The following is a 12,309-nucleotide window of genomic DNA, read 5'->3' on the forward strand; positions in this document are numbered from 1 at the left end:
ATGGTTATTAAGGCCCAGAGCCCTGCGGGCTTCGCTGAAGAATATATTATCGAAAGTATCTGGAACAGCCGCTTCCCGCCGGGGTCAATTCTGCCTGCTGAGCGCGAGCTGTCAGAGCTGATCGGCGTGACCCGCACCACGCTGCGTGAGGTGCTGCAGCGCCTGGCGCGCGACGGCTGGCTGACCATTCAACACGGCAAGCCGACCCGGGTAAATAATTTCTGGGAAACCTCGGGCTTAAGCATCCTTGAAACGCTGGCGCGTCTCGATCATGACAGCGTGCCGCAGCTTATCGACAGCCTGCTTTCGGTTCGCACCGATATTTCCTCCGTATTTATTCGCCGCGCTATCCGTATTCATCCGGATAAAGCTGAGGCGGTTCTGGTCACCGCGCAGCAGGTAGAAGACAAGGCGGAAGCCTATACCGAGCTGGATTACAATATCTTTCGCGGGCTGGCTTTTGCCTCCGGTAATCCTATCTACGGCCTGATCCTTAACGGGCTGAAAGGGCTGTACACCCGCGTAGGCCGTCACTATTTTTCAAATCCGGAAGCGCGTCGCGTGGCGCGTGAATTCTATCAGCAGCTGCTGACGATTTGTCAGGCCCAGCAGCTGGACAAGATTGTGGAAACGGTGCGCGATTACGGCCATCGCAGCGGTGAAATCTGGCACGGCATGCAAAACACCATGCCCGCTGAATCCGGCATACGTCGTTAGTATTCCTGTAAAATCTCTGGATAAGCCGTAAAAAAGCCGGTCTTCAGCACCGGCTTTTCAGGTTATTACAGGGAAGTGGGGCGGGGCGGACAGCGGTCGAGGATTTCCGTGCTGCCGTCGTCATTTTGCTGCTCCAGATGGACATCAAAGCCCCACAGGCGATGCACGTGCTTCAACACTTCGCGGCGGCTCTTATCCAGCGGCGCGCGGCTATGCGGCACGTAGCGCAGCGTTAATGAGCGATCGCCGCGCAGATCGACATCATAAACCTGAATATTAGGCTCCAGGTTGCTTAAATTATACTGCGCGGAAAGCTGCTGACGGATCGCCCGATAGCCCGCCTCGTCATGGATAGCGGCAATTTCCAGGAAGTTATTGCGATCGTCATCCATCACCGTAAACAGGCGGAAATCCCGCATGATTTTGGGCGACAGGAACTGGCTGATAAAGCTCTCGTCCTTGAACTCGCGCATCGCGAAGTGCAGCGTTTCCAGCCAGTCTGAACCGGCAATATCCGGGAACCAGTAACGATCTTCTTCCGTCGGCTCCTGACAGATGCGCTTGATATCCTGAAACATGGCGAAGCCCAGCGCGTAAGGGTTAATACCGTTATACCACTGGCTGTTATAGGGCGGCTGATAAACCACGTTGGTATGGCTGTGCAGAAACTCCAGCATAAAGCGCTCGCTGACTTTGCCCTCGTCATACAGATGATTAAGGATGGTGTAGTGCCAGAAGGTCGCCCAGCCCTCGTTCATCACCTGCGTCTGCTTCTGCGGATAAAAATACTGGCTGACTTTACGCACGATACGCAGGATTTCTCGCTGCCACGACTCCAGCAGAGGCGCGTTTTTTTCCATAAAATAGAGCAGGTTTTCCTGCGGCTCGTTGGGATAGCGTGCTGCTTCGGTATGGGCCGCCTCCGCTTCGCGACGCGGCAGCGTGCGCCACAGCATGTTCACCTGGCTTTGCAGATACTCTTCGCGGCTGCGCTGACGGGCCTTCTCCTCCTGCAAGGAGATCTTTTGCGGGCGCTTGTAGCGATCAACGCCATAGTTCATCAGCGCATGGCAGGAATCCAGTAGCCGTTCGACTTCCTCCACGCCGTAGCGCTCTTCACACTCGCTGATATAGTTACGGGCGAAAATCAGGTAGTCAACGATAGAGCTGGCATCCGTCCAGCTGCGGAACAGGTAGTTATTTTTAAAAAAGGAGTTGTGGCCATAGCAGGCGTGCGCCATCACCAGCGCCTGCATAGTGATGGTATTTTCCTCCATCAGATAGGCGATACACGGATTGGAGTTAATGACGATTTCATAAGCCAGGCCCTGCTGACCGTGCTTATAGCGCTGTTCGGTTTCGATAAATTTTTTACCGAATGACCAGTGCGCGTAGTTGATGGGCATCCCGACGCTGGAATAAGCGTCCATCATCTGTTCAGAAGTGATGACTTCGATTTGATGCGGATAGGTATCAAGGCGATAGAGTTTGGCGACGCGGTCAATTTCTGCAAGGTAGACGTCCAGCAGATCGAACGTCCAGTCGGGACCGTCGCTGAGTCGTTGGCTGTTCGTAATGGACTCATCAAAGATAGTCGTCATAGCGCACCCCTTTTTTAAAACCGGTTTTCGACGTTACATCAGTAGCGACAAACATCCGTTTTCATTACGACCTGCCATGACGCTGCCGCCGTCGGAACAGGCCTGGAATTGAAGCCAGTAACTCAATGATAGTTCACTCTCTCCGATCGCTCAGGGGAATACAATGGAAATCTTCGGCAGAAAATAGAGCGGAAGCCGGAAAATCATTTTAACGTCAGGCAAAGCGCAAAAAATAATAATCCGGACAGGATAATATCCTGTATATAAGCGGAAAATATGGCGTAATCATATTCTGCTGCGGAAAGGAATAAATAGCGCCTTCATGATTATTTGCTGCTGCCGTCGCAACTATTGCAATATTAAACTCCGATTTATCATCGGCATCTTGTTTTTATTCCCGCCCAGGGTAAAAAAGAAGGGCAATATTTTTACAGGGCGTCCGCTGTCATCCCGCAGCTTTTTTCACCGCAGCGGCCGCCTGTATCCAGTGTATTCATCTTTAAGAAACCGGCGGTGGAGTAGCGATGCGAGTTGTCATTCTGGGAAGTGGCGTGGTGGGCGTGGCCAGCGCCTGGTATCTGGCCCAAAGCGGGCATGAGGTGACGGTTATCGACCGTCAGCCCGACGTGGCGCTGGAAACCAGCGCGGGCAACGCGGGACAAATTTCGCCCGGCTATGCGGCACCGTGGGCGGCGCCCGGCGTGCCGCTGAAGGCGATAAAATGGATGTTTCAGCGTCATGCGCCGCTGGCTATCCGCCCGGACGGCAGCCGTTTCCAGCTGGCCTGGATGTGGCAAATGCTGCGTAACTGCGATATGCGCCACTATCAGGAAAATAAAAGCCGCATGGTGCGCATCGCTGAATACAGCCGCGACTGCATGAAGGCGCTGCGCCATGAGACGGGTATTGCCTATGAGGGACGCCAGGGTGGAACGCTGCAGCTTTTCCGCACCGCGCAGCAGTTTGAAAGCGCCACCAAGGATATTGCGGTATTAAAAGAGGCGGGCGTGCCCTATGAACTGCTGGAAGCCAGCCAGCTGGCCGAAGCGGAACCCGCGCTGGCGACGACCAGGCATCTGCTGACCGGCGGTCTGCGCCTGCCTAACGACGAAACCGGCGACTGTCAGCTGTTTACCCGTCGGCTGGCGGAGATGGCGAAGGCGGCAGGCGTGACTTTCCGCTTTAATACGCCCGTTGACGCGCTGCTGCAGGAGCATAACCAGATTGTTGGTGTGAAATGCGGCGCTGAGATCGTGACGGCGGACGCGTACGTAGTGGCGTTCGGCTCTTATTCCACTTCGCTGCTTCGCGACATTATCGCTATCCCTGTTTATCCGCTGAAAGGCTATTCGCTGACTATCCCGATTACCAATCCGGAGGCGGCGCCCGTTTCCACGGTGCTGGACGAAACCTATAAAGTGGCGATTACGCGTTTTGATAATCGGATCCGCGTGGGCGGCATGGCGGAGATCGTCGGCTTCAATACCAAACTGCTGCCCGCCAGACGCGAAACGCTGGAGATGGTGGTGCGGGATCTCTATCCGCAGGGCGGCGATCTCGCCCAGGCGACGTTCTGGACCGGGCTGCGTCCGATGACCCCGGACGGCACGCCGATTGTCGGCCGCACGCCGTTTAAAAATCTTTATCTGAATACCGGTCACGGAACGCTCGGTTGGACCATGGCCTGCGGCTCCGGACAGCTGCTTTCTGATATTATCTCAGGACGCGCTCCGGCGATTGCCGCTGACGATTTATCGGTTATGCGCTATCTGCCGGGATTTCTGCCCACTACAGGCCCAATACTGCACGGCGCGCGCTAGTTTCCGCTTATAACAGGAGAAGTTATGTCTCGTCCTATTGTCGCAACTATCGACACCAGCGCGTTGCGGCATAACCTGGCCGTCGCCCGCCAGGCTGCTCCTCGCTCCCGCGTCTGGTCGGTGGTAAAAGCCAACGCCTACGGACACAGTATCGCTCGCGTCTGGCAAAGCCTGTCAGAGACCGACGGTTTTGCGCTGCTGAATCTTGAAGAGGCTATTCTGCTGCGCGAAAGCGGCTGGAATAAGCCCATCCTGCTGCTGGAAGGTTTTTTCCATGCGGACGAGCTGCCGATTCTGGATCGCTACCGGCTGACCACCAGCGTGCACAGCAACTGGCAGATCCAGGCGCTGGCGAAGGCGAAGCTTTCCGCGCCGCTGGATATTTACCTGAAAATGAACAGCGGCATGAACCGTCTTGGCTTTCAGCCCGCGCTGGTACAGCAGGTGTGGCACAAGCTTAAAACGCTGCCGAACGTTGGCGAGATCACGCTGATGGCGCATTTTGCCGAAGCGGAAAGCAATGAAGGCGTGACGGCGCCGATGGCGCGCATCAATCAGGCGGCGGAGGGGCTGAACTGCCCGCGCTCGCTGGCGAATTCGGCGGCGACGTTGTGGCACAGCCACACCCATTACGACTGGGTGCGTCCGGGCATTATCCTCTATGGCGCTTCGCCAAGCGGCGACTGGCAGGATGTCGCCAGCAGCGGGCTACGGCCAGCCATGACGCTGAACGGTGAAATCATCGGCGTCCAGTCGCTCAGGCGCGGCGATGGCGTAGGGTATGGCGCACGCTACCGCGCCAGCGACGAGCAGCGTATCGGCATCGTTGCCTGCGGCTATGCCGACGGCTATCCGCGCCATGCGCCAACCGGCACGCCGGTTTGGGTTGATGGCGTCAGAACGCAGATTGTCGGCGCGGTTTCCATGGATATGATCACGGTGGATTTGACGCCCTGCCAGCAGGCGGGCATCGGTACTCAGGTGGAGCTGTGGGGTAACAACATCAAAATCGACGAGGTGGCAAAAGCGGCCGGTACGGTAGGCTATGAGCTGATGTGCGCGCTCGCGCCTCGCGTACCGGTAAACGTCGTTTAAGGTTAAAGCGCGGTCAGCGTGCCGCGCACTTTTTTACTGTAGTACCAGGCCGTTCCCGTCAGTATCGCGCCCACCACCATCATCAGCGCCAGCGCGGATTTTTCCGCCAGCGGCAGCGCCATCGCCAACAGCCCACCCGACGCGCCGCCGGCCATCTGGATAAAGCCCGCCAGCGCGGAAGCGACGCCCGCCTGTTTCTGATAGGGCTCCAGCGCGTAGCTGGTGGCCGGGCCGACGGTAAAAGCCAGCCCGGCGACGGATACCGCCACCGGCAGCATATAGAGCGCCCAGTGATGCTGCCATGCCAGCGGTAACAGCAGCACGCCGCCCAACAGCATCACCGCGCCCAGCGTCATCGCCACGCTGCCCGTCGCCAGACAAATCGGGCGACCCAGCTTGCGGATCATCTTATTCACCAGCACGCTGACCAGCATGATCCAGAAGCCGTTGGCGCCAAAGGCGATGGAGAACTGCAGCGCAGAGAGCTGGCCCTCGGTCATCAGCACCTGCGGCGCCAGCGAGACGTAAGTTAATACCATCCCCAGCGCGCCCGCGTTGGCAAAGGCGAAAGCCAGGAAGCGAGGCTGACGCAGGATCTGCCAGTACTGACGCAGCGGAATGCCTTTTACGGCCAGCGTGCCTGCCGGGCGGGTCTCCGGTAAAAAGAAAATCACCAGCAGACCAATGACGACCGCATAGGCGGTTAAAAACCAGAAGGGCGCGCGCCAGCCAAAGGCCTCGGCAAGAAAGCCGCCCAGCATTGGTGCCAGCGCGGGCACGATATTCAGCGCGCCGTTCAGAAAGCCATAGGCGCGGGCGGCATCGTCGCCGTCAAGCCTGTCGCGCACGCCGCTGAAGGCGACCACGGCGGTACAGCAAACGGCGCAGCCCTGCACCACGCGCGCGCAGAGGAACTGCGGCCAGCCGGAAGCGGTGGCGGCCAGCACGCTGCCAACGATATACAGCAGCAGCCCGGCCAGCGCCACGGGCTTTCTGCCCAGGTTATCCACCAGCGGGCCGGCGACAATCTGCCCCAGGCCCATCACCAGCAGAAACAGAGGAATAGTCGTTTGCACGGTGCTGACCGGCGTATTCAGCCCAAGCGCGATATCGGGCAGCGTAGGCAAATAAAGATCGATGCCAAGCGGTGCTAACAGAACCAGGCTGAGAAGAAGTAAGGTGAATTTTTGCATCGAGGCGGCGGCGTCCAGTAAAAAAAGCAAGCCGCACAGAGTAGTGATAACGGGGAGAAAAGAAAAGGAAAACTTATGGGGCGGTGCCGCAGCAGCCGCCCCGGAACTCAGTAAGCGCCGTCGCGACGCAGTACCACGCCAGCCGTTTTAAACAGGATGGCGATATCCGTCCACAGCGCCCAGTTTTTCACATACCAGGAGTCGAAATAGACGCGGGTATCGTAGTCGATATCGTTACGGCCGCTAACCTGCCACAGGCCGGTCATCCCCGGTTTCGCCATCAGATAATAGTCAACGTCGCCCGCGTAGCGCTCCAGCTCCGCTTCAATCACCGGACGCGGCCCCACCAGGCTCATCTCGCCACGGATCACGTTCCACAGCTGCGGCAGCTCGTCCAGGCTGGTTTTACGCAGGAAAGCACCGATTTTGGTTACGCGCGGATCGTTTTTCAGCTTGAAGTCTTTATCCCATTCGGCGCGCGCTTCGGCGCTGGTTGCCAGCAGCTCTTCCAGCACCTCTTTCGAGTTGGTGACCATTGAGCGGAACTTCAGGCATTTAAACTTCTTGCCGTCCTGACCGACGCGTTCGTGACCGTAAATTTTGTTACCGCCGTCCCGGCCCACCAGCCAGCAGATCAGGCCGAAAGCCGGGGCCAGGAACAGCAGCAGCAGCGAGGCGACCACCACGTCGAACACGCGCTTCAGGAAGCGTGAAGAGCGTTTGGCCAGGTTATTGCTGACGCGCAGGATCATCACTTCATGACTGAAGATAAAAGACATATCGGTGCCGTAGAGCGGCACACCGCGCAGCGTCGGGACGACCGAAACGCTGCGGCATTTCTTTTTCGACAGCAGCTTGAGCCACTTATCGCGCATCGCCTGCTGCTCGTACTCCATGGCAACGATAAACTGGGTGTTTTCCAGATCGACCGTGTCCCAGACGATGTCCTTCGCGGTAATAACCGGCACGCCGTTCAGGCTTTCCGCGCCGGTATGGCCGTTAGAGGCGACAAAAGCTTTTACCTCATAGCCCAGGATCTCTTCGCTTTGCAGCGCCGCATAGGCTTCGCGGGCGTTTTTACCGGAGCCGATGATGATAGTTTGCTTCTGCCACTGTCCCGCTTTCAGAATGGCGTGCTTGACGCTGGAGCGCAGCAGCGGCACCAGGACCAGCGCATAGATCCAGGTGAAGCTCCACAGCAGACGGGAGAAATCCCATTTTGAAAACGCAATCAGCGCCAAGTCGAGCAGGGAGAAAATCACCAGGGTTTTAATGATCTCTTTCAGCTCAAACCAGAAAGGCTTGCGGTAGGTATAGTGACGAAGCCGCATCCAGAACCAGGCCGTACAGACCACGGACATCACAAACTGGGCGGTAAAGCGTATTTGCACTTCCTGCGGGGGAAGAAATATATCCAGGTTCCCCCAAATACCTCGTACGGTTGCCGTGGATAAAAACAGCGCCAGGTTAATGGAGATTAAGTCGCTAAGACTTAATGCCAGCTTGGCGATAATGTTTTTCCGGGTGCCGCTAAATGCGCGGCGACGGTCATTCAGTACCAGAGTACTTGCCATAATGCCTGCTCTCTTTTCATAAGGGATTGCTGACCTGACGAGGATCAAGCACGCGTTCAGGGGTTATCATACTGAAATTAAGTGTTTTAATTTCAGCGTATTAAATAGTTAACGGCCGTATGTTTCAGGAGATTAAATAAATGAAACACGTCGGCGTTGTTTCATCATGAAGCAGTGACAGAGTATGCAGGAGAGCAGAGAGTTAGTTAATACGGGTAATTCCTAAAATGGGAAAAATGCTTTTTGAAAGGAAATGGAAAGTAAACGAAGCGGGAAATTAAATTGCAAAAGATAATTTATGACAGGCGTATAACAAATATAAGACATTATTATAGCTCACCGCCGCGAAATAACGCGGCGGCAAGATAAGCGGCTTTGGTTCAGATTCAGGCTGGCTTTTTCAGTACCCACTGATCCTGCTCGGTATCGTAGTGACCGATAGCCAGATCGACAGGTTCGCCATCAATCCAGGCGGGCACGCTGGTCTCATTATCCCACCCGTCGAGCTGATAGCTCAGCGCCGGGTTGGTCTTGCAGGGAATAATGACCGTATCGACATTTTGCGCATCCAGCTCTGCGTCGATAATTTCATAGCGACCAATCTTTACGACATGACCCATGATTTTCTCCCTTCCGGATTAGACACGAACTTTAAGCGTAGTCGTTATTTGCCAGTCGGCCCCAGGATTATTCTCGCTCTTCCGCCATCCGCACGCCGATTTTCACTATTTCGTTATCCTGCTTTTCCGCCACGGTCCAAATCATGTTTTTCCATTCCACCTGATCGCCGACCACCGGCGCGCCGCCGATCATGCTGGCGACCAGATGCCCGAGCGTCTGCTGCATATTCATCTCTTCATCCAGCTCGATGCCGTAAATTTCTGAAACGTCATGCAGGCGAGCATCGGCCTGAAGAATAAAGTCGCCAAAGAAGCGCTGATCGAGCGAAACGGGCGGCGACTGGCTGAACAGTTTGCCCAGTTCCGGCAGATCCTTTTCGCGGCCAATCACGCACAGCACGTCGCCTTCGCGCAGACGGGTATTGCCGGTTGGATGCAGCAGCAGATTATCGCGGAAAAGCGCGGCGATACGCGTCTCGCGCGGCATTTTCAGCTCGCGTAGCGCGGCGCCGATACACCATTTATCAGCGCCCAGCTGGTAGACAAACTGCTCCCAGGGATTCTCAGGGTGGATATCCAGGCCCACGCGGGAAACAGGCGAGGCGGTAGGCGGCACGATCACCCTGGCTTTACGGGCAGCATAGCCGAGAGAGGTTCCCTGTACCATCAGCGAAACCAGCACCACAAAGAATGCGATGTTAAAGAACAGCGAGGCATGCGGCAGTCCGGCCATCATCGGGAAAACCGCCAGGATAATAGGCACCGCACCGCGCAGACCAACCCAGCTGATAAAGAAGCGCTCACGCGTGGTAAACCCACGAAACGGCAGCAGGCCGACAAAAACGGAGAGCGGACGGGCAAACAGGATCAGCCACAGCGACAGCAGCATGGCCGGTAAGGCGATATTCCAGAGATCGGTAGGATTCACCAGCAGCCCCAGCACCAGGAACATACCGATCTGGCTCAGCCAGGCCATGCCGTCAAAGGTTTGCAGAATGCCGTGCCGGTTGCGGATTGGGTTATTGCCCAGCCAGAAGCCGCAAAGATAGACCGCCAGAATGCCGCTGCCTTCCAGCACGGTGGTCAGCGCAAACACCAGAATGCCGCCGCTGACGGCCAGCAGCGGATAAAGCCCGCTGGGCAGCGAGACGCGATTAATCAGCTGCAACAGCCCCCAGCCGCCGCCCAGGCCCAACACGATACCCAAACCAAACTGCTGAATAAGATGCACGATAAACATCCAGCTCAGGCCGGTCTGACCCTGTTCCAGCATTTCGATCAGCGTAATGGTCAGGAACACCGCCATAGGATCGTTGCTGCCGGATTCCATTTCCAGCGTGGCGCTGACGCGTTCATTCAGCCCTTTACCGCCGAGCAGCGAAAATACGGCCGCCGCGTCGGTCGAACCGATAATCGCCCCGACCAGGAAGCCCTCAATCATGCTCAGGTTAAACAGCCAGGCGGCCGCCATGCCGGTCAGCCCGGCCGTAATCAGCACGCCGATGGTCGACAGCGAGAGCGCCGGGCCCAGCGCAACTTTGAACGAGCTGGCCTGGGTGCGCATTCCGCCATCCAGCAGGATCACCGCCAGCGCCAGGTTACTGATAAGGTAAGCGGCAGGATAATTATCAAAAGCGATGCCGCCAATGCCGTCCACGCCGGCCAACATGCCCAGCGCGAGGAAAATAACCAGAATAGGGATGCCGAGCTTTGAAGAGAAGGAACTGAGCAAGATGCTTGCCGCCACCAGCACTGAACCGATGATAAACAGACTATAGATAGCACTGGCTTCCAATGGGGCAATCTCCTGTATCTGATAAAAAAACTGCGTCGATGGCGAGGCGTAAGCATACCCTGAATATAGGAATAGGGGCAATTTTGTTTCGCCACGGCTGTTTTGGCGTGTTTTCTGCTGCTGCAGCTAACAAGTGTATGATAATTTAGAAATTCTGGAACGATCGCGGGAATAATAGTAACAAATAGCCTGTGCTTTTGACATCAGAATACGATTAATGTCGTTAGCTTGAGAGGGACTGGCGGGAAGGATGGGAGCGAAACGGGAGAAAGAAGGGGTATTTACTGCATAATCAGCAGCGGTAAGCGTTGCATCGGACGTCGTTTTTAGCGTAAGCCTGGCCTGACGGCGGCGAAGGCTGAGAGAAGGGTAAAAACGCTTAAGCATCGAAAGCGAAACGCAATGCACTCTTCAGGAGCAAGGTTTTTTCAGAAGGCTGCTGCCTGACCCAGGCATAGTACGTTGCCCGGCCCGGCACGTCATTTTGCCAAAGCTGTAAACAGCCCGGGGTTGAAAGGCGGCTTCAGGCAGCGCTGAATGTTGCTAAGCGGGTAAGAAAATCAGCCAGCCCGAAATGCTGACTGATTTATCACTACTTTCAGGCGTTTTCCGCCTGCTTGTGGAAAAGCTCACGGAATACCGGATAAATATCTTCCGGCTCACGAATATGTTGGATAGCAAAGTTGTCGAACATCGCCTGTAAATGCTCGTACTCGCGCCACAGCGTCTGATGGGCGCGGCGGGTAATTTCGATGTAGCTGTAATAACGCACTACCGGCAAAATATGCTTGGCCAGGATTTCATGACAGAGCGGTGAATCGTCCGCCCAGTTATCGCCATCGGAAGCCTGAGCAGCATAAATATTCCACTGCGCCGGATCGTAACGCTCTTTCACCACTTCATCCATCAGCTTCAGGGCGCTGGAAACAATAGTGCCCCCCGTTTCCTGCGAGTAGAAGAACTCCTGCTCGTCCACTTCTTTCGCCTGCGTATGGTGGCGAATATAGACCACCTCAACATTTTTATAGGTTCTGCTCAGGAACAGATAGAGCAGAATATAAAAGCGTTTAGCCATATCTTTGGTGGCCTGATCCATGGAGCCGGAAACGTCCATCAGGCAGAACATCACGGCCTGGCTGGACGGTTCGGGACGCTTCTCAAAGTTTTTATAGCGCAGGTCAAAGGTATCAATAAAGGGCACGCGTTTAATACGGGCGCGCAGGTCGGCAATCTCCTGGCGCAGGCGTTCTTCTTCCAGCAGCTGGGCCGGTTCGGCTTTCTGCACGGCTTCCAGCGCGGCCTCCAGCTCGCCCAGCATTCGCCGCTTCCCGGCTGTCATGGCCGTACGCCGCGCCAGCGAGTTCTGGAGCGAACGCACCACGCTGATATTTGCCGGCACGCCGTTAGAGGTGAAGCCGGCACGATGCACCTTGTACTCGTTCAGCTGACGATGCTGATTCTTTTTCAGGTTCGGCAGGGCCAGATCTTCAAATAACAGATCCAGATACTCATCCTTAGAGATATTAAAGACGAATTCATCTTTGCCCTCGCCATCCTGACTGGCATTGCCCTGTCCGCTACCGCCACCGCCGCCGCCTCCCTGAGGGCGTTCGACACGATCGTTTTGCACAAAATGGTCATTGCCGGGATGCACGCGATGGCGCTGGCCGCCACGGCCCTGATGAAATACCGGTTCGTTGATATCATCAACGGGGATAGAAACTGACTCGCCGCTCTCAATGTCGGTTACCGAACGCTTATTAATGGCCTCGGAGATCGACTGTTTGATTTGCGACTTATAGCGGCGTAAAAAGCGCTGACGGTTCACCGCGCTTTTGTTTTTACCGTTAAGACGCCGATCGATAAAATAGGCCATAATTCCCCCAAACAACGT

General features: G+C 55.9%; 9 protein-coding genes. 3 read left to right on the forward strand and 6 right to left on the reverse strand.

The genetic code is table 11. From position 1 onward, the window contains the following. The gene (gene fadR / locus QZH36_RS00870) at positions 1-717 is read left to right on the forward strand and encodes a fatty acid metabolism transcriptional regulator FadR (protein ID WP_253453719.1); all 717 of its coding nucleotides are present in this window, start codon (positions 1-3) and stop codon (positions 715-717) included. Between the two features lie 65 nt (positions 718-782). Here fadR and QZH36_RS00875 read toward each other — a convergent pair whose 3' ends face one another. Continuing rightward, the gene (locus tag QZH36_RS00875) at positions 783-2,318 is read right to left on the reverse strand and encodes a SpoVR family protein (protein ID WP_301729465.1); all 1,536 of its coding nucleotides are present in this window, start codon (positions 2,316-2,318) and stop codon (positions 783-785) included. 524 nt (positions 2,319-2,842) lie between these two features. Between QZH36_RS00875 and QZH36_RS00880 the strand changes: the two genes are divergently transcribed. Both QZH36_RS00880 and dadX read left to right on the forward strand, forming a co-directional pair. Then, a complete protein-coding gene (locus tag QZH36_RS00880) occupies positions 2,843-4,138 on the forward strand; it encodes a D-amino acid dehydrogenase (protein WP_253453724.1) in 1,296 nt (431 codons plus the stop codon). Positions 4,139-4,162: 24 nt separating this feature from the next. Next, entirely contained in the window at positions 4,163-5,233 is a 1,071-nt protein-coding gene (dadX, locus tag QZH36_RS00885; protein WP_301729466.1) for a catabolic alanine racemase DadX, read from the forward strand. Between the two features lie 2 nt (positions 5,234-5,235). On the opposite strand, the gene QZH36_RS00890 is transcribed toward dadX, so the two are convergent. The 5 genes from QZH36_RS00890 to QZH36_RS00910 all read right to left on the reverse strand — a co-directional run bounded on the left by QZH36_RS00890 (position 5,236) and on the right by QZH36_RS00910 (position 12,291). After that, positions 5,236-6,426 (reverse strand): multidrug effflux MFS transporter, encoded by a 1,191-nt coding sequence (locus QZH36_RS00890; protein ID WP_253453730.1) that lies wholly within the window; start codon positions 6,424-6,426, stop codon positions 5,236-5,238. A 107-nt stretch (positions 6,427-6,533) separates the two neighbouring features. Continuing rightward, the gene (gene wbaP, locus QZH36_RS00895) at positions 6,534-8,000 is read right to left on the reverse strand and encodes an undecaprenyl-phosphate galactose phosphotransferase WbaP (protein WP_253453732.1); all 1,467 of its coding nucleotides are present in this window, start codon (positions 7,998-8,000) and stop codon (positions 6,534-6,536) included. A gap of 386 nt (positions 8,001-8,386) precedes the next feature. Further along, complete coding sequence (locus QZH36_RS00900) at positions 8,387-8,620, reverse strand: DUF1480 family protein (protein ID WP_253453735.1); 234 nt, start codon at positions 8,618-8,620, stop codon at positions 8,387-8,389. Between the two features lie 67 nt (positions 8,621-8,687). Beyond that, on the reverse strand, positions 8,688-10,415 hold the full coding sequence (locus QZH36_RS00905) for a potassium/proton antiporter (RefSeq protein WP_253453737.1): 1,728 nt from the start codon (positions 10,413-10,415) through the stop codon (positions 8,688-8,690). Positions 10,416-11,013: 598 nt separating this feature from the next. Further along, positions 11,014-12,291: a YeaH/YhbH family protein gene (locus QZH36_RS00910; RefSeq protein ID WP_253453738.1), complete on the reverse strand. Its 1,278-nt coding sequence runs from the start codon at positions 12,289-12,291 to the stop codon at positions 11,014-11,016. Between the last annotated feature and the right edge of the window lie 18 nt (positions 12,292-12,309).

It is taken from the genome of Erwinia wuhanensis, assembly GCF_030484085.1.
In the GTDB taxonomy this organism is placed as follows: domain Bacteria; phylum Pseudomonadota; class Gammaproteobacteria; order Enterobacterales; family Enterobacteriaceae; genus Erwinia; species Erwinia aeris.

Bases quoted from the DNA above. Each gene is read 5' to 3' on its own strand.
- wbaP (WP_253453732.1), bottom strand. From the start codon at position 8,000: ATGGCAAGTACTCTGGTACTGAATGACCGTCGCCGCGCATTTAGCGGC.
- QZH36_RS00875 (WP_301729465.1), bottom strand. From the start codon at position 2,318: ATGACGACTATCTTTGATGAGTCCATTACGAACAGCCAACGACTCAGC.
- QZH36_RS00890 (WP_253453730.1), bottom strand. From the start codon at position 6,426: ATGCAAAAATTCACCTTACTTCTTCTCAGCCTGGTTCTGTTAGCACCG.
- QZH36_RS00900 (WP_253453735.1), bottom strand. From the start codon at position 8,620: ATGGGTCATGTCGTAAAGATTGGTCGCTATGAAATTATCGACGCAGAG.
- fadR (WP_253453719.1), top strand. From the start codon at position 1: ATGGTTATTAAGGCCCAGAGCCCTGCGGGCTTCGCTGAAGAATATATT.
- dadX (WP_301729466.1), top strand. From the start codon at position 4,163: ATGTCTCGTCCTATTGTCGCAACTATCGACACCAGCGCGTTGCGGCAT.
- QZH36_RS00910 (WP_253453738.1), bottom strand. From the start codon at position 12,291: ATGGCCTATTTTATCGATCGGCGTCTTAACGGTAAAAACAAAAGCGCG.
- QZH36_RS00880 (WP_253453724.1), top strand. From the start codon at position 2,843: ATGCGAGTTGTCATTCTGGGAAGTGGCGTGGTGGGCGTGGCCAGCGCC.